Annotated in this window: 21 protein-coding genes; 11 read left to right on the forward strand and 10 right to left on the reverse strand. The window is 71.9% G+C overall.

Annotated elements, in window-relative coordinates; genetic code table 11:
* Positions 1-1,062 (reverse strand): FAD-dependent oxidoreductase, encoded by a 1,062-nt coding sequence (locus JCO01S_RS06835; protein ID WP_068252775.1) that lies wholly within the window; start codon positions 1,060-1,062, stop codon positions 1-3.
* Positions 1,063-1,182: 120 nt separating this feature from the next.
* Positions 1,183-3,750 carry an ATP-dependent chaperone ClpB gene (clpB, locus tag JCO01S_RS06840; RefSeq protein WP_068252778.1) on the reverse strand — a complete coding sequence of 856 codons (2,568 nt, stop codon included), beginning with the start codon at positions 3,748-3,750 and terminating at the stop codon, positions 1,183-1,185.
* A 186-nt stretch (positions 3,751-3,936) separates the two neighbouring features.
* Here clpB and JCO01S_RS06845 point away from each other — a divergent pair, with 186 nt between their 5' ends.
* The 4 genes from JCO01S_RS06845 to JCO01S_RS06860 are packed head-to-tail and all read left to right on the forward strand — an operon-like array spanning position 3,937 to position 7,544.
* On the forward strand, positions 3,937-5,031 hold the full coding sequence (locus JCO01S_RS06845) for a FecCD family ABC transporter permease (RefSeq protein WP_068252782.1): 1,095 nt from the start codon (positions 3,937-3,939) through the stop codon (positions 5,029-5,031).
* A gap of 46 nt (positions 5,032-5,077) precedes the next feature.
* Positions 5,078-6,082 carry an ABC transporter substrate-binding protein gene (locus JCO01S_RS06850; RefSeq protein ID WP_068252785.1) on the forward strand — a complete coding sequence of 335 codons (1,005 nt, stop codon included), beginning with the start codon at positions 5,078-5,080 and terminating at the stop codon, positions 6,080-6,082.
* On the forward strand, positions 6,079-6,846 hold the full coding sequence (locus JCO01S_RS06855; RefSeq protein WP_068252789.1) for an ABC transporter ATP-binding protein: 768 nt from the start codon (positions 6,079-6,081) through the stop codon (positions 6,844-6,846). The genes JCO01S_RS06850 and JCO01S_RS06855 overlap by 4 nt, the downstream gene beginning before the upstream one ends.
* Positions 6,843-7,544, forward strand: coding sequence for a class I SAM-dependent methyltransferase (locus JCO01S_RS06860; protein ID WP_068252792.1), 702 nt, complete (start codon positions 6,843-6,845; stop codon positions 7,542-7,544). Before JCO01S_RS06855 ends, JCO01S_RS06860 begins: the two co-directional genes overlap by 4 nt.
* A gap of 33 nt (positions 7,545-7,577) precedes the next feature.
* On the opposite strand, the gene JCO01S_RS06865 is transcribed toward JCO01S_RS06860, so the two are convergent.
* Positions 7,578-9,077 carry an LCP family glycopolymer transferase gene (locus tag JCO01S_RS06865; RefSeq protein WP_157074509.1) on the reverse strand — a complete coding sequence of 500 codons (1,500 nt, stop codon included), beginning with the start codon at positions 9,075-9,077 and terminating at the stop codon, positions 7,578-7,580.
* Between the two features lie 197 nt (positions 9,078-9,274).
* Positions 9,275-9,838, reverse strand: coding sequence for a maleylpyruvate isomerase family mycothiol-dependent enzyme (locus JCO01S_RS06870; protein ID WP_068252798.1), 564 nt, complete (start codon positions 9,836-9,838; stop codon positions 9,275-9,277).
* Positions 9,839-9,932: 94 nt separating this feature from the next.
* Here JCO01S_RS06870 and JCO01S_RS06875 point away from each other — a divergent pair, with 94 nt between their 5' ends.
* On the forward strand, positions 9,933-10,781 hold the full coding sequence (locus tag JCO01S_RS06875; RefSeq protein WP_245634353.1) for an SGNH/GDSL hydrolase family protein: 849 nt from the start codon (positions 9,933-9,935) through the stop codon (positions 10,779-10,781).
* A 14-nt stretch (positions 10,782-10,795) separates the two neighbouring features.
* On the opposite strand, the gene JCO01S_RS06880 is transcribed toward JCO01S_RS06875, so the two are convergent.
* From JCO01S_RS06880 to JCO01S_RS06905, 6 genes are all read right to left on the reverse strand, one after another.
* Positions 10,796-11,254, reverse strand: coding sequence for a heat shock protein transcriptional repressor HspR (locus JCO01S_RS06880; protein ID WP_068252804.1), 459 nt, complete (start codon positions 11,252-11,254; stop codon positions 10,796-10,798).
* A gap of 22 nt (positions 11,255-11,276) precedes the next feature.
* Positions 11,277-12,302, reverse strand: coding sequence for a DnaJ C-terminal domain-containing protein (locus JCO01S_RS06885; RefSeq protein WP_068252807.1), 1,026 nt, complete (start codon positions 12,300-12,302; stop codon positions 11,277-11,279).
* Between the two features lie 42 nt (positions 12,303-12,344).
* The gene (locus JCO01S_RS06890; RefSeq protein ID WP_068252810.1) at positions 12,345-12,938 is read right to left on the reverse strand and encodes a nucleotide exchange factor GrpE; all 594 of its coding nucleotides are present in this window, start codon (positions 12,936-12,938) and stop codon (positions 12,345-12,347) included.
* Positions 12,935-14,815, reverse strand: a complete 1,881-nt coding sequence (gene dnaK, locus JCO01S_RS06895; protein WP_068252813.1) for a molecular chaperone DnaK — start codon at positions 14,813-14,815, stop codon at positions 12,935-12,937. Before dnaK ends, JCO01S_RS06890 begins: the two co-directional genes overlap by 4 nt.
* A gap of 698 nt (positions 14,816-15,513) precedes the next feature.
* The gene (locus JCO01S_RS16420; protein WP_369407283.1) at positions 15,514-16,839 is read right to left on the reverse strand and encodes a phosphotransferase; all 1,326 of its coding nucleotides are present in this window, start codon (positions 16,837-16,839) and stop codon (positions 15,514-15,516) included.
* Between the two features lie 119 nt (positions 16,840-16,958).
* A complete protein-coding gene (locus JCO01S_RS06905) occupies positions 16,959-18,608 on the reverse strand; it encodes an ABC-F family ATP-binding cassette domain-containing protein (RefSeq protein ID WP_084342709.1) in 1,650 nt (549 codons plus the stop codon).
* Between the two features lie 222 nt (positions 18,609-18,830).
* Here JCO01S_RS06905 and JCO01S_RS06910 point away from each other — a divergent pair, with 222 nt between their 5' ends.
* The 6 genes from JCO01S_RS06910 to JCO01S_RS06930 all read left to right on the forward strand — a co-directional run bounded on the left by JCO01S_RS06910 (position 18,831) and on the right by JCO01S_RS06930 (position 22,589).
* Complete coding sequence (locus JCO01S_RS06910) at positions 18,831-19,286, forward strand: SRPBCC family protein (RefSeq protein ID WP_084342710.1); 456 nt, start codon at positions 18,831-18,833, stop codon at positions 19,284-19,286.
* 329 nt (positions 19,287-19,615) lie between these two features.
* On the forward strand, positions 19,616-20,554 hold the full coding sequence (locus JCO01S_RS06915; RefSeq protein ID WP_068252816.1) for a cation diffusion facilitator family transporter: 939 nt from the start codon (positions 19,616-19,618) through the stop codon (positions 20,552-20,554).
* Between the two features lie 23 nt (positions 20,555-20,577).
* Complete coding sequence (locus JCO01S_RS15665; protein WP_157074510.1) at positions 20,578-20,727, forward strand: hypothetical protein; 150 nt, start codon at positions 20,578-20,580, stop codon at positions 20,725-20,727.
* Positions 20,702-21,052, forward strand: coding sequence for a cytidine deaminase family protein (locus tag JCO01S_RS06920; protein WP_174521067.1), 351 nt, complete (start codon positions 20,702-20,704; stop codon positions 21,050-21,052). The genes JCO01S_RS15665 and JCO01S_RS06920 overlap by 26 nt, the downstream gene beginning before the upstream one ends.
* On the forward strand, positions 21,049-21,678 hold the full coding sequence (locus JCO01S_RS06925; protein ID WP_068252822.1) for a maleylpyruvate isomerase family mycothiol-dependent enzyme: 630 nt from the start codon (positions 21,049-21,051) through the stop codon (positions 21,676-21,678). Before JCO01S_RS06920 ends, JCO01S_RS06925 begins: the two co-directional genes overlap by 4 nt.
* Entirely contained in the window at positions 21,675-22,589 is a 915-nt protein-coding gene (locus JCO01S_RS06930) for a DMT family transporter (RefSeq protein ID WP_068252825.1), read from the forward strand. Before JCO01S_RS06925 ends, JCO01S_RS06930 begins: the two co-directional genes overlap by 4 nt.
* Positions 22,590-22,599: the final 10 nt, after the last annotated feature.

The following is a 22,599-nucleotide window of genomic DNA, read 5'->3' on the forward strand; positions in this document are numbered from 1 at the left end:
CTAACCGCTGCCACCCCGGATCGCGTGGTGATCCACGTCTCCCGGGAGCAGGCGCAGCAACGGGTCGCGCACCGGTGGGAGCCGGCGGCTGGTGGCGGTGCGCATCGCGACGGTGGCCGTGGCCCGCAGGGCCTGGGTGCGCAGGTGGCGCCGGCGGGCGAAGGGGGCGGGCGCCCCCTTCGCCCCGTGGCGGTGGACGGCGCCCGCCAGGACGAGCGCGTCATGGATGGCCTCGTTGGCGCCGCGGCCGAGATTGGGAGCCATGCCGTGGGCCGCGTCGCCGATGAGCACGAGCCCGTCGGCAGTGATCCGGCGCATGGCGGGGGTGAGCAGGATCCGCTGGGCGTCCGCGCCCTCGCCGGCGATCCGCAGGACCTCACCCAGCCGGGGGTCCCAGTCGGCGAAGTGGCGCGTCGCCAGGGCCAGCACGTCGGCGTGGTCGACGGTCGGGGTGCGGGGCCCCGGGTCGTGCACGGAGCAGAACCACGCACTCCCCCTCGGCCCCGGGGTCGCCCCGAAGACCCCGCCCGGGCCCCACCACTCGGTTGGATCGGTGGCCTCCTGCGCCAGGTGACCACGGAGTACGACTTGGTCGGTGGCCACGGGGTCGGTGCCGGGGAAGGCATCCCGTCGGCAGGTGGAGCGGACCCCGTCGGCGCCGACGACGAGGTCGGCGCCGAGCTCCGCGGCGAGGGCGCGAGGGTCGGTCACGCCGGTGGTCATCCGGGTGACGCCCTCGGGCAGCGCCCCCTCGAGGGCCGCGACGAGGGCGGGCCGCGGGACGAAGGTCAGCCGCGGCACCCGTCGGCTCGTGAGAACCTCGCCGCGGGAGTCCCGCAGGGTGCCGTGGTCACTGGCCCTGCCGGCCGCCGCGAGCTGCTCGCCGAGGCCGATGCGGCCCACCGCCGCGAGGGCCGGGCGCCACAGCGTGAGGACGGTGCCCGCCCCCGCCCGCTCGGGCCGCTCCTCGACGAGGGTGACCTCGACCCGGCGCGGGTCCAGCGCGGCAGCGAGGGCGAGCCCGGCGATGCCGCCACCGACGACGAGGACGCGTTCACGCACCCCTCGACGGTAGCGGTGGCCGGGTCCCTCCTCGCGAGCACAAGAGGTAGTGGATCTGCCCGATACCCACGGTCGAACGACGCGAGATGCACCAGGACGCCCCTTTGTGCACGCGAGCGGTCACGTCAGGGAGAGGCCCTCCCCGGCGACGTCCACGGTGACGGCGGTGCCGTCGCGCACGTCGCCGGCGAGCAGGGCGGTGGCCAGCCGGTCCCCGATCTCCCTCTGCACCAGGCGGCGCAGCGGCCGGGCGCCGTAGGCGGGGTCGTAGCCCTTCTCGGCGAGCCAGGCCCGTGCGGCCTCGGTGACCTCGAGCTCGATGCGGCGGTCGGCCAGCCGGGTGGCCAGCTCGCGCACCTGCAGCTCGACGATGTGGCCGAGCTCGTCCCGGCTGAGGGCGTCGAAGACGACGATCTCGTCCAGCCGGTTGAGGAACTCCGGCTTGAAGGACTGGCGCACCACGCCCATGACGGACTCGCGGCGGGCCTCCCCCTCGAGCGTCGGGTCGGTGAGGAACTGGCTACCGAGGTTGCTCGTCATCACGAGGATGACGTTGCGGAAGTCGACCGTGCGGCCCTGGCCGTCGGTCAGCCGCCCGTCGTCGAGCACCTGCAGCAGGATGTCGAAGGTCTCGGGGTGGGCCTTCTCCACCTCGTCGAGCAGCACGACCGAGTAGGGCCGACGGCGGACCGCCTCGGTCAACTGACCGCCCTCCTCGTAGCCGACGTAGCCGGGCGGGGCCCCGATGAGCCGCGCGACCGAGTGCCGCTCGGAGTACTCCGACATGTCGATGCGGACCATCGCCCGCTCGTCGTCGAAGAGGAAGTCCGCGAGCGACTTGGCCAACTCGGTCTTGCCGACACCGGTCGGGCCGAGGAAGAGGAAGCTGCCGGTCGGCCGGTCCGGGTCGGCGATCCCGGCCCGCGAGCGGCGCACCGCGTCGGAGACGGCCCGCACGGCCTCGGTCTGGCCGATGAGGCGGGAGCCGATGATCGACTCCATGCTCAGCAGCTTCTCGGTCTCGCCCTGCAGCAGCCGACCGGCGGGGATGCCGGTCCAGGAGGCGATGACCTCGGCGATGTCGTCACTGCCCACCCGGTCCTTGACCATGGGCGAGACATCGCTCGCCTCGAGCTGGTCCTCGTGCGCCTGCGCCTCGTCGAGCTCGGCCTCGGCGGCCGGGATCTCCCCGTAGAGCAGGCGCGAGGCGCCCTCGTAGTCGCCCTCGCGCTGCAGCCGGTCGGCCTGCGTGCGCAGGTCGTCCAGCCGGGCCTTGAGGTCACCGACGGCGTTCAGGCCGGTCTTCTCGGCCTCCCACCGCGCGGTGAGGCCGGCGAGCTCCTCGGACTTGTCGGCGAGGTCGGCGCGCAGCCGCGCCAGCCGCTCCTTGGAGGCCTCGTCGGTCTCGTTGGCGAGGTGCAGCTCCTCCATCTTCAGCCGGTCCACGGCACGGCGCAGCTCGTCGATCTCGACCGGGCTGGAGTCGATCTCCATCCGCAACCGCGAGGCGGCCTCGTCGACGAGGTCGATCGCCTTGTCGGGCAGCTTGCGCCCGGTGATGTACCGGTCCGAGAGCGAGGCGGCCGCGACGAGCGCGCTGTCCTCGATCTCCACCTTGTGGTGGGCCTCGTAGCGCTCCTTGAGCCCGCGCAGGATCGCGATCGAGTCCTCGACGCTCGGCTCACCGACGAAGACCTGCTGGAAGCGCCGCTCCAGCGCCGGGTCCTTCTCGATGTGCTCGCGGAACTCGTCCAGGGTCGTCGCGCCGACGAGGCGCAGCTCCCCACGGGCGAGCATCGGCTTGAGCATGTTGCCCGCGTCCATCGCGCCGTCACCGGTCGAGCCGGCACCGACGACGGTGTGCAGCTCGTCGATGAAGGTGATGACCTGCCCCTCGGAGGCCTTGATCTCCTCGAGGACGGCCTTGAAGCGCTCCTCGAACTCACCGCGGTACTTCGCCCCCGCGACCATCGCGGACAGGTCGAGGCTCACGAGGCGCTTGTCCCGCAGGGACTCCGGCACGTCGCCGTCGACGATGCGCGCCGCGAGGCCCTCGACGACGGCGGTCTTGCCGACACCGGGGTCACCGATGAGCACGGGGTTGTTCTTCGTGCGGCGGGAGAGGACCTGCACGACGCGTCGGATCTCGGCGTCGCGGCCGATGACCGGGTCGAGCTGGCCGTCCCGGGCCATCGCCGTCAGGTCGGTGCCGTACTCCTCGAGCGACTCGCCGCCGTCGGCGGGCGTCTCGGAGGTCACCTTCCGCCCGGCCCGCAGCTCGTCGATCTTCGCCTCCATGTCGGCCGCCCCGCGCTTCTCCACCGCGGCCAGGTGGCCGGTCTCAGCGAGCGCGAGCAGGAGCAGGTCCAGGGCGAGGTGGGTGTCCCCCTTCGCCCGCATCAGGGTGTCGGCCTGCTGCAGGACGGCGCCGAGCTCCCGGCCGATGCCCGGAGGCTGGGTGGAGCCGCTGGTGCGCGGGAGGGCACGAAGGGCGGCGTCGGCCTGCCCGAGGACGTGCGCGGCTCCCGTACCGGCGGCCTGGAGCAGGGTGTCGCACTGCGCGGTGTCGAGCTGCACGAGCGCGCTGACGAGGTGGTCCGCGGTGACCTCGGCGTGGCCTTCGCTCTGTGCGGAGCGCTGGGCCAGGGCGATCGCCTCCGCGACCTTGGTGGTCGGCTGGAACTCCATGGATCTCCTTCGGGGTCAAGGGCTGTGTGGTCGGTCTTCGTCAGGTCCAACCGCAGCAAAGTTGAGTCTATTCCGCTCAACCCTGAGTCCGGCGCCGCCGCCCCTCCCCGCGCCACCCCGGCGTCGATGCGTTGTTACCGTTGCTGCGAACACTGTGCAAGAACGACACCCCGCCCGCGGAGGACCATGACCGCCCTCACCACGCCCACCCGGGCGGACGAGGTACACGACGACCTCGGGCTGGGTGCCCGTCGCCGCCGGGCGAGCGCCTGGACGCTCGGCCTGCTGGCCCTGCTCGTCGTGTCCGTGATCGTCTCCGTCGGCAGCGGCGCGGTGACCGTCCCGCCCACGGAGACCGCTCGGATCATCGCCCACCACCTCGCGGGCCTCTCGGAGCAGACCTGGTCCGTGGCCCGCGACGCGATCATCTGGGACGTGCGCCTGCCCCGGGCGCTCCTCGCGGTCGGCGTCGGCGCCGGGCTGGCGGTGTGCGGCACCGCGCTGCAGGCCATGGTCCGCAACGTCCTGGCCGACCCGTACCTGCTCGGCGTGAACTCCGGCGCCTCCAGCGGCGCGGCGGCGGCGATCCTCTTCGGTGCCGGAGCCGGTGCCGGTGCGCACGCCCTGCCCGCGAGCGCCTTCGCGGGCGCCCTCGCCGCCTCGCTGCTCGTCCTCGTCGTGGCCCGCTCCGGGGGGAGGGTCACCTCCCTTCGCCTGCTACTCGCGGGGGTGGCCGTCGGCTACGCGCTCTACGCGGTGACCAGCTTCCTCATCTTCGCCTCCGACTCCGCCGAGGGCTCACGGTCGGTCCTCTTCTGGCTGCTCGGCTCGCTCGCGCTGGCCTCCTGGGGCGCCCCGCTGCTCATCGTCGGGATCGTCGTCGTGCTGACCGTCCTCGCCCTCCTGCGGAACGCCCGCCGGATGGACGCCCTGGCCATCGGCGACGAGACCGCCCAGACCCTGGGCATCGCCCCGGACCGCTTCCGGGTTCACCTGCTGCTGCTCGTCGCGCTGTGCGTCGGGGTCGTCGTCTCCGCCTCCGGCAGCATCGGCTTCGTCGGGCTGGTTATCCCCCACCTCGCCCGCCGCGCCGTCGGGTCCGGGCACCGGCAGGTCGTCCCGGTCGCCGCGCTCATGGGCGCGATCTTCCTCGTGTGGGCCGACATCGTGGCCCGCACGGTGCTCGCGCCCCAGGAGATCCCGCTCGGGATCCTCACCTCGCTCGTCGGCGCCCCCTTCCTCCTCGTCCTCATCCGCCGCATGCACGTCTCGTCCACCTGAACCACCCGCCCGGTCCACCCCCGATCACGGAGCAGCCTTGTCACTCGTGACCACCCGACGCGTCCGCGTCGCCACCCTCACCCTCGTCACCGCCCTGCTGGCCGCCTGCGGCGGCTCCGGCAGCGCCGAGGACGCCGAGACCCGACCGGACGAGGGGCACTACCCCGTCACGGTGGAGAACTGCGGCCAGCAGGTCACGATCGAGTCCGAGCCGACGAACGTGGCGATGCTCAAGTCCGCGGTCGTGCCCTTCCTCACCTCCGTCGGGGTCCTGGACCACGTGGGCGTCAAGGCCGGCGCCTACCCGGAGGGGTACTTCTCCGGTGACGTCGCCCGGCAGGTCGAGGAGATCGACTCCCTCACCGACCGCACCGACGCCTCCGGCCACCTGCAGATCTCCAAGGAGGCGGTCATCGAGCGCGAGCCGGACCTCGTCCTCGGGCACACCGACAACCTCAACCGGGCCTCGCTGGAGGAGGTCGGCATCCCGAGCCTCGAGGCCTCCGGGCTGTGCACGCAGAACCTCCCGGAGCCGGGCTTCCAGCAGATCTACGACGAGGTCGAGATGTACGGGAAGGTCTTCAACCGCGAGGAGGAGGCAGCGGACGCGATCGCGGGTCTGAAGAAGCGGGTGGAGAAGGTCACGAGCTCCACGACGAAGGGGGAACGCACCGGCGCCGTCCTCTACCCCACCGTCGGCGGCGGCACGACCTATGCCTACGGCAACAAGTCGATGCCGGATCCGCTCCTCGAGGCGGCCGGGATGGAGAACGTCTTCGGGGGGCAGGACCAGCGCGTCTTCGAGGTCACCCTCGAGAAGCTTCTCGAGAAGGACCCGGACGTCATCGTCCTGCTGCACTCCGACGGCGACCCGAAGAAGGTCGAGCAGGCACTGACCTCCCTCCCCGGGGCCGACAAGCTGACCGCGGTGCGCACCGGGCAGGTGCACACCGAGCTGTTCAACTTCGCCGAGCCGGCGAGCCCACTCGTCGTCGACGGGCTGGAGCAGCTCATCGAGAACGTGCGCGCGGCCGAGAAGGACCAGACGTGATCGAGGCCAGCGGGCTGCGCTTCGCCTACGGGGCCACCCCGATCATCCACGGTGTCGACGTCACGAGCAGGCCGGGGCGGGTGCTCGGCCTCATCGGGCCCAACGGCAGCGGCAAGACGACCCTGCTGCGGCTGCTCCACGGCGGCCTCTCCCCCGCGTCCGGCGAGGTGCGCATTGACGGCCGGCCGCTGGAGGAGATCGACCGCGGCGGGCTCTCCCGCCGGGTCGCCGTCGTGGTCCAGGAGGCCGGTGGCGAGAGCACGATGACCGCCGCCGAGATGGTCCTGCTCGGGCGCACCGCGCGCCTGTCCGGCTTCCAGCGCACCAGCTCCGAGGACGTCGCCGCCGCGACCCGCGCGATGGACCGAGTGGGTGCCCGGCACCTGGCCCGGCGAGACTTCGCCGCACTCTCCGGAGGCGAGAAGCAGCGCGTGCTCATCGCCCGCGCCATCGCCCAGGACGCGGACCACCTACTGCTCGACGAGCCGACCAACCATCTCGACATCCGCTACCAGCACGAGGTCCTGGGCCTGCTGCGCTCGGTGGGTCGGACCACCGTCGTCGTCCTGCACGACCTCAATCTCGCCGCCCGCTACTGCGACGACGTCGTCCTCCTCGAGGAGGGACGAGTCGCCGGCAGCGGCCCGGTCGCCGAGGTGCTCGACCCGGAGCTGCTGACCCGGGTCTACGGGATCGGGGTGCGCCGGGTGGACGCCGAGGACGGCCTCCACCTGCTCTTCACCCCGCTGGAGGGAGCCGCATGACCGGGCCGGTGCAGGAGCAGATCGATCACTACTGGGACCTCCGGGCGCGGACCTACCACGCCCACCAGCAGCGCAGCGACCGGGAACAGGTCGACCAACGCCTGTGGGGCGGGATCTGGGCCGAGGTGCTGCCGGAGCCGCCCGCCGACGTCCTGGACCTCGGCACCGGCAGCGGCCACGCCGCCTTCGTCATGGCGGGGCTCGGCCACCGGGTCACCGGTCTGGACGCCTCCACCGAGATGCTCCGAGTCGCGAAGGAGCGGGCCCGGAGCGCGAAGGGGGCGGTCCCCACCTTCGTCCACGGCGACGCCGTCGCGCCGGACCTGGCCGAGGGCGGCTTCGACGCGGTCACCTCCCGGTACCTCATGTGGACGCTGCGCGACCCGGTCGCGGCGCTGCGCCGGTGGCGCCGGCTGCTCCGGCCCCGCGGGGTGCTCGCCCTCGTGGACGCCACGTGGTTCGAGGAGGGCCTGGCCGGGTCCCCGGAGGAGTTCATCGACTCCTACGAGGGGCTGCTGGGGGACCTCCCGCTGGCCACCGCCGAGAGCATCGCCGCCACCGAGGACGTGGTGCGCGCCGCGGGTTACCGCGAGGTGCGCACCCGCCCCCTGCACGAGGTGCTCGAGACCGATCTGCGGCTCGGTGCGGCGCCCGGCCACCGGCCGCGCCTGCAGCACCTGGTCACCGCCCGGCCCTGACGGGGTCCCGGCCGAGGACCCACCGACGAGTCCTCAGCAGGTGGCGTCGATGTCGCTGAGCTTGTCCTTGTTCGTGCTCTCGCTCGGCGAGGGCTCGTCCGGCTCCGGCTCGCTGGAGCTCGAGCTCGAGGAGCTGGGCTCCGGCTGGTCGCTCGGCTCCGGCGGGTTGACCGCCTTGTCGACCATCGCGTGGATCTTCGCGTAGTCCGGGTCGGTGACGTCGATGTTCTGGTTGGTCAGCGGGAGGGACTTGATGTCGTCCGCGTCCTGGATGCGCAGCACGAGATCGGCCCACTCGTCGAGGTCCTGCCGGGGGATGTCGACCCGGACGTTGTCCTCGAGGGTCTTGGCCAGTGCCGGGTAGCGCAGCACCATCGTCTTGGGGTCGACCTGGTCCAGGAGGGCACCGACCATGCAGCGCTGCCGACGCATCCGGGAGAAGTCGCCGTCCTTGGACTCCGCGCGGGAGCGGGAGTACCAGAGCGCCTCGAAGCCGTCGAGGTGCTGCTTCCCGGGCTCGATGTAGCCGGTGGTGCCCACGACGGTGCCGTTGACGAGCTCGCAGCCGATGCAGACCCGGTCCTTGACGTTGATCGTGACCCCACCCATGGCGTCGACGAGCTCCTGGAAGCCGTCGAGGTCCACGACCGTGGTGTAGTCGATGTCCAGCCCGAGGATCTGGGAGGCGGCGTCCTTGGTGACGGCCAGGCCGGGATCGTCGGTCTCGAAGAGGTCGGCGTTCTCCTCCCCGAGCATCCAGACGTACTCCATGAGGCAGTCGTTGCCGCAGTTGTACCCGTCGGGGTACTTCTCCGAGAGCGGGTTCTTCGCGGAGAAGGGAATGTCCTCCAGGTTGCGCGGGATGCCGAAGAGGACGGTCTCGCCGGTCTGGGTGTCGACGCTGGCGACGATCACCGCATCGGGGCGCACCCCGGTCCGGTTGGGTCCGGCGTCGGAGCCGATGAGCATGACGTTGACCCGGTCCGTGTCCGCCCACGGGTCGTCGCCTTCGCCGGGGCCGACCGCACCGTCGGGGCGGATGCTGTCGAAGACCGTGTTGAGCACCGAGCGCTGGATGTTGGCGTAGCGCACCGCCTGCGTCGCGGGCGCGAAGACGAGCAGGGCAGCGATCGTCGTGAAGACGATCATCGCGATCTTGGGGCCGGTGCTCATGCCCTCGGGGTAGTTGTCGCGCGCGGTGGTGATGATCCCCCAGATCCACGCCGCGGCACCGACGACGATGACGAAGGTCGCGACGAGCAGCACCGCGCCACTGACCCCGACCCGGATGACCGACGAGGCCAGGCCACGACTCAGGGCGAAACCGCAGACGAAGAGCAGCGCCAGGACGAAGAGGGTGACCATCGTCCACCCGGTCCGGCGGCGGGAGGGGATCAGCCCCAGACCTGGCACGAGCGTGCTGGCCGCGGTGAGGACGTAGAAGCGTCGGACGCGCCTGCCGTGCTCACGCGAGCGGGCCCCCCGCTGACCCACGGAACGCCCGGGCACACGGGCGTTGCTCTCGGATGTCACTGGTCAGCTACCTCTTCGGGTCGGGGGCGACAGGTGCCGGGTACCGACGGTGCTCCGGCCGGTAGATGGTGGCACACATGGATGTGAACGCCCCAAACCGGTGAAAGGTTGCATCCGGCGAGGGTCGATTCCCACGAACGGGCAGGGGGCTCGCCTCCGGGGCGACACGCCGACGCCGCCCACCCCGGCGTCCCGCGTCACGGCCTCCTGCCGGTGAGGGCGACGAGTCGGTCCTGCCGGGAGGCGTCGGCTGCCACGGCGACGGGTGGCGCGAGCATCCCCTTCGCCCGGAGGTGCTCGCCGGAGGCGGTGAGCGCCTCCTCGATCTGGTCCAGCTCCCGGTCGGAGAAGGTGGTCTCCCCACCGAGCGTGCGGGCGATGTCCCAGCGGTGGATCAGCAGGTCCAGCCCGAAGGTGGCCTCGAAGACCCGGCCGACGCTGGGTCCGTCCTCGCCACGCCGGTGGGGATGCTCGGCGAAGCCGTCGTCGGCCAGCTGCCGGGCGACGGCCTCGGCATGGGTGCGCCAGGCCATCGCGGCGCCGAGCTGCTCGACGGTCGGCGCCGGATCGGGCATGTCCGCCCCCGCCAGCAGGAGGAAGTCGCGCTGGCTCTCGATGAGGTGTTCCACGACGTCGACGCCGGACCACCCCGGGCAGGGGCTCGCGGCGGTGAGCGCCTGCGGGTCGGCGCGGTCGAGCAGCCGCATCAGCGGGGTGTTCTTGCGGTCGAAGACGGAGGCGGCGTCCCGGGGAAGAGGCATGTCCCCACCATGCCACCGCGTGGCTGAACCCTCGGTGAACCCCTGCCGACAGGCCTTGATCATGTGGCCCCCGGCAGGTGGCATGGGGATCGACATGAGCGGGCTCCTCGTCGCGATCGGCGACTCCTTCACCGAGGGCGTGGGTGATCCGCACCTGCACTACCCCAACGGGGTCCGCGGCTGGGCGGACCGCCTGGCGCGACAGCTGGGGCGGGCGGACCCGTCGTGGCGGTATGCCAACCTCGCGATCCGCAGCAAGTTCCTCGACCAGGTGGTGGCCGAGCAGCTCGAGCCGGCCATCGCGATGGGGCCCAGCCACATCTCCTTCAACGCCGGGGGCAATGACCTGCTCTCGCTGCGCGCCGACGTCGACTCGATCGCGCGGCGCTACGAGGCGGCACTGGCCCGGCTGACCGCGACGGGTGCCCGGGTGATCCTCGTGACGACCTTCGAGCCGCGGACCAGTCGTCTGGTCCAGCCGTTGGTTCGGCGCGTGGGCGACTTCAACGACGTGATCCGCGACCTGGCGGCGACGTACGACGCGACTCTCGTCGACCACGCGCGGATGCCGGAGTTCCACGAGCAGATGCTGTGGGCGCCGGACCGGATCCACATGTCCCGCCCGGGGCACAAGCGGATGGCCGCGACGATCGCCGAGCGGATCGGGGTGCCGCACACCCTCAAGCTGCGTGACCTCGTGCCGGTCGAACCGGTCGACTGGCGTCGGGCCCTGCGCACGGAGGTCGGCTTCGCGCGGGATGAGGTGGTTCCGCTGCTGCGGCGCCGGATCACCGGGCGCAACGAAGGGGACACCACCCGTCCGAAGTGGCCGGTGCCCATCCACCCCGCGGACGGGATGAAGCGGCTGGCGGCGCAGCAGGCGATGACGACGGCCCTGATCCATGTGGTGGATCATGAGTCACCACATGGATCAGGGCCGTAGTGTCCGAAGGGGGCTCAGCGCCGACGCCGCGCCGGGTCCCAGACCACGAGGGCCTGGCCGGCGGACCGGCCGCGCGGACGCTCACCGTGGCGAAGGGCGACGACGTCACCCTCCGAGCCGACGGCGAAGAACCGCCGCCCCTGCCCGAGCTCGTCGTGGGCGCGATCCAGCTCCGCGCGCAGCTCGCCGACCCGGGCGCGCAGCGCAGCGACCTGGTGCTCGAGCTCGAAGATCCGCTGGATCGCCCCGAGCGAGACGCCCTCCTCCTGGGAGAGACGCTGCACCTCCCGCAACCGGGTGACGTCGGCGGCGCTGTACCGCCGGCCGCCACCGCGGGTGCGTGACGGGGTGACCAGTCCGATCCGGTCGTACTGGCGCAGCGTCTGCGCGTGCATGCCGGCGAGCTCGGCAGCCACGGAGATGACGAAGACCGGCGTCCTGTCGTCCCCGCTGAACCCGGAGATCCGGGCCATCGAACTCACTTCCTTCGTCGGCTCAGTCGCGGGCCCTGGCTGCGAGGTCGGCCCGCGGGTCCTCCTCGCGCGCATCGCGCAGGACCTCGATCGCCTCCCGCTCGGCGTCGCCGAGGTCGGTCGGCACGACCACCTGGACCCGTGCGAGCAGGTCGCCCGTGGCCTTCTTCGTCTTCACGCCGCGGCCCTTCAGCCGCAGCATGCGTCCGCTCGGCGTGCCGGGTGCGACCTTGACCTTGACGCCGGCCCCGTCGAGGGTCGGCACCGTGACGGTCGCCCCGAGGGTGGCCTCGGGGAAGGTCACCGGCAGGTCGAGCACGAGGTTGTTGCCGTCGCGCTCGAAGACCGGGTGCCTCGCGACGCCCACCGTGAGGATGAGGTCGCCGCGCTGCCCACCGGCGCCGGCGTGGGCGCCTTTGCCGCGCAAGCGGATCTTCTGCCCGTCCTTGACCCCTGCCGGGATCTTGGCGTTGACCTTCTCGCCGTTCACGTCGAGGGAGATGGTGCTCCCTTCGACCGCGTCGCGGAAGCTCAGCGAGGTCTTGGCGGTCAGGTCCGCGCCCTTCTGCGGGCCGCGGGGCGGCGGGCGGAAGCCCGCTCCCTGGCCACCGAAGCCGGCGCCACCACCGCCACCGAACATCGAGAGGATGTCCTCCAGGTCCGGCTCGCCACCGCCCCCGCCGAAGGGGGAGCCGCCCCCGGTGCTGTAGCGCACGCGCGGACCGCCACCCCCTCCGCCGGCGAAGGCGCTGAAGATGTCCTCGAAACCCCCGTTGCCGCCCGCGCCGCCGGCGGTGAACCGGGCACCGCCGCCGGCCATCGAGCGGATCGCGTCGTACTCCTGACGCTGCTCGGGGTCGGAGAGGACGGCGTGGGCCTCGCCCACGTCCTTGAACTTCTGCTCCGCCTCGGCATCGCCGGTGTTGCGGTCCGGGTGGTACTGCTTGGCGAGCTTGCGGTAGGCCTTCTTGATCTCGGCCTCGTCAGCGTCCTTGCCGACGCCGAGGACGGCGTAGAAGTCCTTGTCCAACCAGTCCTGACTGGCCATGTCCCCTCCTTTCCGAGGTCTTCGTCGTCGGTTGCACGGTGCTCACTGCGGGTCGGCGACCGCGACGCGCGCGGGCCGCAGCACCCGCTCGCCGGCCCGGTAACCGGGCTGGAGCACGGTGACCACGGTCGTGGCGGTCGCGTCCGAGGGCAGGTCCTCGTCACCGGCGTCCCACTCGGCGTGCATGAGCGCCTCGTGGACGTTGGGGTCGAAGACCTCTCCCTTGGAGCCGACGCGCTCCAGACCGTGCGCCTTGCCGAGGGTCTGCTCGAGCTTGTCGGCGATCGCCCGGAAGGGGCTGCCCTCGGGCAGGTCCCCGTGCTGACGGGCCAGCTCGATCTCGTCGAGGACCGGCAGCAGACTCTCGAGCACGTCGTGGGCGGCGCGGATCTGGATGTCCGCACGGTCGCGGTCCACGCGCCGCTTGTAGTTGACGTACTCCGCCTGCAACCGCTGCAGGTCCGCGAGGCGCTCCTCGGCGAGGGCGGTGTCCGGGTGGACCTCTGCCTCGCCCTCCGGCGAAGGGGAGGTGGCCTCCCCTTCGCCGGTGGGCGCGACGTCGACCTGCTCCTCGACCTCGGGAGCGGCCTCCTCGGCCGTCACCTCGGGGTCCACGGGCTGGTTCTGGTCGGTCACTTGTTCTCCTCGTCGTCGACGACCTCGGCGTCCACGACGTCCTCGTCCTGGGCCCCGGACTGGTCACCGGCCGCCTCATCGGCACCGGCGCCGCCGGCCTCGCCCTGCTCCGCCTGTGCGGCGTAGAGGGCCGCGCCCATCTTCTGGGACTCCTCGTTGAGGGTGTCGATCTTCGTGTTCAGGTCCTCGGCGCTGGTCTCGGCCTCCGGCTTGAGGGCCTCCTTGAGGTCCGCGAGGGCGTCGTCGACCGGCTTGCGCTGCTCGTCGGTCAGCTTCTCGCCGGACTCGGAGAGAAACTTCTCGGTGGAGTAGACGAGGTTCTCGCCGTTGTTGCGGACCTCGGTCTCCTCGCGACGCTTCTTGTCATCCTCAGCGTGGGCCTCGGCGTCCTTGACCATGCGGTCGATCTCCTCCTTCGACAGCGCGGAGCCGCCGGAGATGGTGATCTTCTGCTCCTGGCCGGTGCCGCGGTCCTTGGCGGAGACGTTGACGATGCCGTTGGCGTCGATGTCGAAGGTGACCTCGATCTGCGGCACGCCACGCGGTGCGGGCGCGATGCCAGAGAGCTCGAAGGTGCCCAGGTTCTTGTTCTGCTGGGCGATCTCGCGCTCACCCTGGAAGACCTGGATCAGCACCGAGGGCTGGTTGTCCTCGGCGGTGGAGAAGACCTCCGAACGCTTCGTCGGGATGGCCGTGTTGCGCTCGATGAGCTTGGTGAAGAGGCCGCCCTTGGTCTCGATGCCGAGCGAGAGCGGGGTGACGTCGATGAGCAGGACGTCCTTGCGCTCACCCTTGAGGACACCGGCCTGCAGGGCGGCACCGAGGGCGACGACCTCGTCCGGGTTCACGCCCTTGTTCGCGTCCTTGTTGGTCATCTCCTTGACCAGGTCGCTGACCGCGGGCATGCGGGTCGAGCCACCGACGAGGACCACGTGGTCGATGTCGGCCAGGGAGACGCCCGCGTCCTTGATGACGTTCTCGAAGGGCTGCTTGGTGCGGTCCAGCAGGTCCTTGGTCATCTTCTCGAAGTTGGCCCGGGAGAGGGTCTCGTCGAGGTGGATCGGGCCGTTCTCGCCCATGGACAGGTACTGCAGGTTGATCGAGGTCGTCGTGGCGGAGGAGAGCTCCTTCTTCGCCTGCTCGGCCGCGTCCCGCAGACGCTGCATCGCGATCCGGTCGTTGCTCAGGTCGACGCCGGTGTTGTTCTTGACCTGGGTGAGCAGGTGCTGGACGACACGCTCGTCCCAGTCGTCACCACCGAGCTGGTTGTCACCGGAGGTGGCGCGCACCTGGATGGTGGAGAAGCCGTCCTCCGGGTCCTTGCCGACCTCGAGGAGGGAGACGTCGAAGGTTCCACCACCGAGGTCGAAGACGAGGATGAGCTCGTCCTCCTTGCCCTTGTCGAGGCCGTAGGCCAGGGCGGCGGCGGTCGGCTCGTTGACGATGCGCAGGACGTTCATGCCCGCGATCTCGCCGGCCTCCTTGGTGGCCTGACGCTCGTGGTCGTCGAAGTAGGCCGGCACGGTGATGACCGCGTCGGTGACGTCCTCACCGAGGTAGGCCTCGGCGTCGCGCTTGAGCTTCTGCAGGGTGCGCGCGGAGATCTCCTGCGCGGTGTACTGCTTGCCGTCGATGTCGTCGGACGTCCAGTCGGTGCCCATGTGGCGCTTGACCGAGCGGATGGTGCGGTCGGCGTTGGTGACGGCCTGCCGCTTGGCGACCTCACCGGCGAGCACCTCGCCGCCCTTGGAGAAGGCGACGACGGACGGGGTGGTGCGACCACCCTCGGCATTCGCGATGATGGTGGGCTCGCCACCCTCGAGGACGGCGACGGCAGAGTTGGTGGTTCCGAGGTCGATGCCAACGGCACGTGCCATGTGAGGCGCTCCTTCGTGATTCGGGTGCCGGGGTGGTTGCCCCCGGGCAGGTTGAGTTGCTGTCACTCAACTTACGGACCGGTCACGACCTGCGCAAATCCGAAGCCCAAAAGTTGAGTTCACTTGGCTCAACTATGGACGAAGGGAGTTTGTTCCCGGCCGCCCCCTGGGGGAAGTTCGCCTCCTGAACCGTTCGTCGCACCTCCCTAGGGAGATGCGGATCCAGGTTGGGCACCCGGGAGACTGGCGGACATGACAGGGACTCCCCGGAAGGTGGCCCTCCACTGGAGCGGCGGCAACCGGTCCGCACTCGCTCTGCTCGAGCTGCGTCGTGACGACGCCGTGCAGGTCGATAGCCTCGTGACCGCCGTGCAACCGGCGCGTCCACGGTGCACGAGATCCCGGTCGAGCTCCTCCTGACGGAGGCGGAGAGCATCGGCCGGCCCTGCAGACGCTGACCGTCCAGGGCTGGGGCTCGACGGGTACGTCGAGACCGTCACGGAGGCATCGCTCGATATGCGCCGAGGGCGTCGACCCGTGCGACGAGCAGGGCGAGTTCCACTCCTTCTCGTTCGCAGGCGGCCCCTTCGCCAGCCCTGTCGACTTCACGCTGTCCGCGCCGCGGCGGATCTCTGAGGAGATCGGCACGACGAGTGGGTCGCGGACCTACACCTACTGGCTGGCCACACCGCGTCCGGTCAGCGCGCACCTCGCCGGAGGGCGAGCGCCCACCGCTGTTCGTGCTCACGGATGAGCCGGGTCGTTCGCGCCCAGTGCTCGCCGTGCCCGTCGATGTACATGGAGCCCCACGGCTCCCGACCACGGGCGTGCGAACTGCGCAGCAGCTCGTGCATCGCGGCGGCCCGATCACCCATGGCCTCGGGCAGCGAGACCCGCAGCTCCTCGTCCGCCGCGTACCCGTCGACGAAGGCCGACAGCCGGGCGGCAGAGTCCTCGACGTCGGCCCCGGGGAAGAGGTGGCCGAAGGCGAGCGCCGCGTAGGCAAGGTCCCACAGCCGCGTGCTCGGGCCCGCCCCGCCCCAGTCGATGAAGACCAGCCGGTCTCCGTCGATGACGAGGTTCCACGGCGCGAGGTCGTTGTGGCACACCAGGTCCGGCCCGTCCGCCGGGATGAGCACCTCCCAGTCGGCAGGCACCTCCAGACCCTCGCTCGCGTCGTGGATCCGGCGGATCAGAGTACCCGCCCGGCGCACGGTCGTGGTGTCGAGGGGCGTACGGTCCATGGCGAGGTCGCCGGGCACGAAGTCGAGGACCTGCCGTCCGCGATCGTCGCGCCCGCGGAGCTCCGGCACGTCGATGCCCCGACGTCGCAGCTCGTGGGTGAAGTCCGCGGTACGTGGGGTGGTCCGCAGCCAGGGCTTGCGCATCGTGTCACCGACCCGGACGACTCCGGCAGACGCGTTGCCTCCCGACAGTGCCTCCTCGACCACCACGTTCACCTCGGTGAACTCGCGGACCAGCACCTCCAGACGCTCCACGTCGAGGGAGACCGATGTCGGCAGCCGCAGCGTCACGGAGGTACCCGAGTGCCCCGACCACGGCACCTCGCGCAGCTCGGAGTCCGGGCAGCCGTGCCGGTACGACTGCCGCCAGGCCCCCTCACGTCGCCGGTTCTCGTGCACGAGGACCGGCGAGACCGCGGCGACGGTACTCATCCCCCGGCGCGGGAGCCCGTCCGGCAGCACAGGCGGGTCTTCCGCGTCGAAGAACCGGACGTCACGAGTGGCCATGACGGGTTTGCGCACGGGGCGGCCGGCCTCATCGCGTCGCGTGTCGGTACCGCGTCCGTCATCGACGACCTCCACGTCCGGTCCGTCCACCGTCACGGTGACGTGTCCCCGCCGGCCGGTGGCTGCCGCTTCGTCGTCCGCATAGGCGACCACCTCGAGGACGAGGTGCACCGGCAAGGCATCACCCAAGGACTCCGACAGCTCCCTGGCCCGGAGCAGGTGGTCGGTGTCCACCTCGTGCGACCAGTCGTGAGTCGTCACCGTCCACCCCATGCACCCACGGTACGGCCGGTGGTCCACACGGACTGCAGGTCGGCTCGTCGACCGCGTGAGACCCGGCACACGGGGCCCGGCGTTCTGCCCGGGCCGACCTGCAGTCCGTCTGGCGCTGCTCACCCGACCGACAGCTCCAGCCGCGGCCACTCCCGCAGGTCCCGCAGCAGTTGCCGGTCGTGCGTGGCCACGACGACCGCCGAGTGGGTCGTCCGCAGTGCCTCCGTCATCTCGTCGACGAGCCGGGGCGAGAGGTGGTTGGTCGGCTCGTCGAGGACGAGCAGGTCCGGCTCGTCCGCGAGGCACAGCGCGAGGTGCAGACGTCGCTGCTGCCCCTGGGACATCCGCTCGACCGGTGCGGCGAGGGCCCGCCGGTCGAGCAGACCCAACGACGACAGCGAGGTCCGCCCGCGCACGCCGGCGGCCTCGCGCGCGCCCACGTGCCGCTCGAAGAGCCCGTGCGCGCTCACCCCCGTCGGCCAGTCCGGCACCTCCTGCGAGAGCACGGCGATCCGGGCCCCGGTGTGCTGCACCCGATGGCCGGTCGTCGGCTCGAGCATCCCGGCGAGGACGGCCAGCAGGGTCGACTTGCCGGACCCGTTCGGCCCGGTGAGCAGCAGCCGGTCTCCCCCGGACAGCTCCAGCGAGACGTCCTGCGGGAGCCGCCCGGCCACCGTCACGTCGGAGCAGGTGACGACGGGCCTCCCGGACCGGGTTCCCACCGTCGGCCAGCTCAGCTCGAGCGGTGGCTCGGGCACCGTGACGGCGTGCACCTCGAGCTTCTCCTGGCGTCGGTTGACGGCCTGGACGACCCCACCGGCACGGGTGGCCCGCTGGTGCTTGCCGGTCCCCTTGTCCGGGCGCCAGCCGGTGCGCAGCCGCGAGCGCGCATCCGCGGCCGCCTGCACGAGCCGCTCGTGCTCGGTCCGCTGGTGGGCGAAGTCCTGCTCCCAGCGTGCCCGGTCCGCCCGGCGCCCCTCGACCCATCCGTCGTAGCCGCCGGCGTACAGCCGCGGCCGCCCGTCCTCGCTCGGGTCGAGGTCGAGGAAGGACCGAGCGACATCCCGCAGCAGCGCCCGGTCGTGGGTGACGACGACGAACCCGCCGGGGTGCTCGCGCAGCCTCGCGGTGAGGAAGTCCAGGCCCGCCGCGTCGAGGTGGTTCGTGGGCTCGTCGAGGAGCATCAGGTCGGGTCGGGCACCGAGCACGCAGGCCAGGCGCACCCGGTAGCGCTGCCCCACCGAGAGGGTCGACAGCTCGCGGTCGCGGTCGGTGCACGCGCGCAGCCCCGCGAGAGCCACGTCGACGCGTCGGTCGGCGTCCCACGCGTCGAGCGCGGAGGCCCGCTCCAGCGCGTCGGCGTAGGCATCGGCGGCACCGGGGTGCTCCTGCGCCAGCGCCTCGGTCTCCGCGTCGAGGTCGGCCAGGGCCCGACGCGAGTCCGCGATCGCGAGCTCGACGAGGGACCCGACGGTCTCGCCACGACCGACGTCGAGGGCCTGCTCGGCGAGCGCGATCGACCCGGACCGGACGACCGTGCCGGAGTCGGGTTCCAGCAGGCCCGCGAGGACGTGCAGGAGGGTGGTCTTGCCGCGGCCGTTCTCACCGACGATCGCCAAGCGGGAGGTCGCGGAGACGGTGACGTCCACGTCCGTGAGGACGGGGTGCCCGCCGAGCGTGACCGAGACGCCTTGGGCGCGGATGTGGGCGCTGCCGCCAGCGGGGTTCCCGCGAATCAGGGCAGCGCGTGCATGGGTGGTGCTGTACATGTGCTCTCTTCGGCTCGTGGGGAGCCGGGCACGCCAAAGGGGGCCGCCCGGCGAGTGCGCGGGACGGCGTACAGAGCGAAGGGATGAAGGGCTCGGCCGCCGTCAGCGGCCGGTCCGCAGCCTCATCGAGGCGATGCCTGAGTACATGGCACCCATGCTAATCGTGGGTCGTTCTCGAGGCCATACGATAAATGAGCCAACCCCCTTGCGACCGGGAGCATCATGACCGACCCAGACGTGACCTGCCATGACGAGACCGGCGCGATCGTGCGTCGTGCCGTGATCGAACGCCCGGCGACCGAGCTCTACGGGGTGCTGGCGGACCCGCGCCGCCACCACGAGGTCGACGGGGGCGGCACCGTCGGCGAGGTGGTCTCGGGGCAGGCGCCGCTGACCACGGGCGAGCACTTCACCGTGCGGATGAAGTTGTTCGGCGTCCCGTACCGCCTCAGGAGCACGGTCACCGCCGCGACGCCCGGCGAGGTCGTCGAGTGGCGCCACCCCTTGGGACACGGCTGGCGCTGGGAGTTCGCGGAGCGCCCGGACGGCAGCACGGAGGTCACCCACAGCTTCGTCTACGGGGCGAGCCCGATCGGGGCGGTCCTGCGCCGTACGGCGGCCACGGCGAACGGCAAAGGCATGACGAGGTCGCTGGCCAACCTCGCCCGCGCAGCCTGACCCGGCCGACGCGGGACACCTCGCCCGGAGGGCTCCGCCCCAGGAGACGCCGGTGCCGTTCATGTTCCTCGGGGATCTCGGCTCGGCGGAGTCGTTGTAGTAGCCGACGTCCTTCGTGTTCCATCCGCCGACATGTCGCCGGTCGATGTAGGCGTCGATCCGTGTGCCATGGCAGCTGGACGCCGCCGGGGCCTCCGGTGCCGCTGCGCGGACCATTGAAGCAGTGACCTGGCCCACACAAGGCGTCATCGTGTTCTTGCGCCACGCGGCCCGGGCCCGGCATGCGGGCCCCACCCCCGCCCAAAGGGGCGATCGGGGACAATGGACCCATGGGTGCAGGACACGACCACACCCCGAGCGCCGAGGACGCAGGACGCCCCGGGGACTTCCGCCGCAAGCTGGCCATCGCCTTCGGCATCACCGCGCTCATCGTGCTCGCCCAGGCGACCGGCGCCTGGCTCACCGGCAGCCTCGCGCTGCTGACCGACACCGCCCACGCCCTCACCGACGCCTCCGGTCTGCTCGTCGCCCTGGTCGCCGGCACGCTCATGCTGCGGCCCCCTTCGTCCCGACGGACCTGGGGCTTCCGCCGAATCGAGGTGATGGCCGCTCTCGGGCAGGCCGCTATCCTGCTCCTCGTCGGCGCCTACACCGCGGTCGAGGGGATCCGCCGCCTCTTCGCCCCACCCGAGGTGCCGGCGCAGGAACTGCTCGTCTTCGGCGTCATCGGCCTCGTCGCCAACCTCACCGCCATCGCGGTCCTCGCCTCGGGCAGGTCGGCGAACTTCAACATGCGTGCCGCCTTCCTCGAGGTGCTCAACGACGCCCTCGGCTCGGTCGGGGTGATCGTCGCCGCGATCGTCATGGCCACCACCGGGTACCTGCGGGCGGACGCGATCGCCGGACTCTTCATCGCGGCTCTCATCCTCCCCCGCGCGATCAAGCTGCTGCGGGAGACCTCCAGCGTGCTCATGGAGTTCACCCCGAAGGGCCTGGACCTGGCGGCCGTCCACGAGCACATGCTCTCCGTCGAGCACGTCCGGGAGGTCCACGACCTGCACGCCTCGACGGTGGCGACCGGGCTGCCGACCCTCACCGCTCACGTCGTCGTCGAGGAGGAGTGCTTCGCCGACGGTCACGCGGCCGAGGTGCTCGCACAGGTCAAGGAGTGCGTCGCCGAGCACTTCGACGTGGCGATCCACCACTCGACCATCCAGATCGAGACGCCGACGATCAGCGAGGAGGAGCCGGGGTCGGTGAAGCATTGACGGCGTGCGCCAGACTGCTCTGCATGGACTTCCCTTCGGCGCGTGCACCCAGCGAGGACGATCTCGCCCTGATCGACCTCGCCACCCGCACCATCGACGCCGCCACTGACGCGGACCCGCCGGAGTCCGGCGAGGGGGGTGCACACGGTGGGCGCGGCCGTCATGGCCGGTGACCACCGGACTTTCACCGGGGTGAACCTCTACCACTTCACCGGCGGCCCCTGCGCCGAGCTCGTCGCGCTCGGGACCGCACGCGCCCAGGGCGCCCGGGAGGTCGTCACGATCGTCGCCGTGGGGAGCGGTGGTCGTGGGGTGCTCACGCCGTGCGGCCGGGACCGGCAGGTGCTCGCTGACTACCACCCCCGCTGCCGGGTCATCGTCCCGACGGGGCAGGGACCGCGGAGCGTCACCGTCGGCGACCTGCTCCCGGGCGGCTACCGCGGGCCCGACGCCGTGGACGAAGACGGCACTCGGCCAGAGCTGGCGGGCGACCGATGAGCGACGACGTCTGGGACCTCGTCCGCACCGAGCGCCGCGCACTCGTCGCCGACCTCGCCACCCTGCCCGCGGAGCAGTGGGAGACACCCTCGCTGGCGCAGGGGTGGACCGTCCACGACGTCGCCGGGCACCTCGTGACCAACGCGAGGGTCACCCCCTTCGGGCTCGTGGTGGCGATGGCGCGCGCGAAGGGGGACTTCGACCGGCAGAACGACGCCGGCGTCGCAGCGGGCCGCGGCGACTCCCCGGCGCAGACCCTGGAGCGGCTGCGGGCGGTCACCGACCGGCGGACCGGCCCCCCGACGTGGCTCGCCCCGTTGGAGAGCCGACTCGTCGAGGAGGTCGCCCACGGGGAGGACATCCGCGGCGCCGTCGGCATCAGCCGCGACTACCCGACCGCTGCGGTGGTCCCCGCGATCCGCTACCAGGCCCGGACCAAGGACTCCCTCGGCGGCGGGCGCTCGCTGGCCGAGCGGGTCACCCTCGTCTGCGAGGACGCCGACCTGCGCCTCGGTGACGGCCCCGAGCTGCGCGGCAGCGCTCTGGCCCTGCTCATGGTGCTCACCGGCCGACGGCACGCGCTCGAGTCGCTGCACGGCCCGGGGCTCGCCCTCCTCGACCCGTGACCCGCACCCTCGTCGCCGCCTCGGCGGGCCTCGCGGCCGTCGCGGCGGCCGCACTCTGGGGCACCACCGGGACCTCGCAGGCCCTCGGGCCGGCCGGCACCGACCCCGTCTCGGTGGGCACGCTGCGCATCGTGGTCGGCGCGATCACCCTGGTCCTGCTCGCCCTGGCGACTGCCCGGCGCGGCGCCGCCCCACCGTCTGCCCGTCCGGCATGCGTCCCCGCCCCCGTCGTCGTCCTGCTCGGCGGCGGCTGCGTCGCGTCCTACCAGGCGTGCTTCTTCGAGGGGGTGGCCCGCTCCGGGGTGGCGGTCGGCACCGTCATCGCGCTCGGGACCGCCCCGCTGGCGACCGGCCTGCTCGGCCTGCTCCTCTCGGAGAGACCGACCGGCCGCTGGGCCGTGGCCACCAGCGCGGCCGTGGCGGGAGTCGTCCTGCTCGTCGCGGGCTCCGGCGCAGACGCCCCGGTCGACGCCGTGGGCATCGCGGCGGCAGTCGGCGCCGGACTGTCCTACGCGGGCTACACCGTCGCCGCGCGCACCCTGCTGCTGCGTGGCGCGCGCGGCACCCTGGTCATGGCCGGGCTCTTCGTCACCGGCGCGCTCCTGCTGCTGCCGACGCTGGTGGGCGCCGACCTCACGTGGCTCACCGAGCCGACCGGCCTGCTCATGGTGCTCTGGCTCGGGGTCGTCGCCACCGGCCTGTCCTACGTGCTCTTCCAGCACGGCCTGGCCCGGCTCTCCGCGGGCACGGTCGCCACCCTCTCCCTCGCCGAACCGGTGACCGCCACCCTGCTCGGTGTCCTCGTCCTCGACGAGCGCCTCTCCGTCGCCTCCGCCACCGGCATCGTCGTGGTCCTGGCGAGCCTCCTGCTCATCGCCGCGCCGAGGCGACGACCGGCGCTGCCCGGGTAGGGTCGACGGG

Source organism: Janibacter corallicola NBRC 107790, assembly GCF_001570965.1.
Lineage (GTDB): Bacteria > Actinomycetota > Actinomycetes > Actinomycetales > Dermatophilaceae > Janibacter > Janibacter corallicola.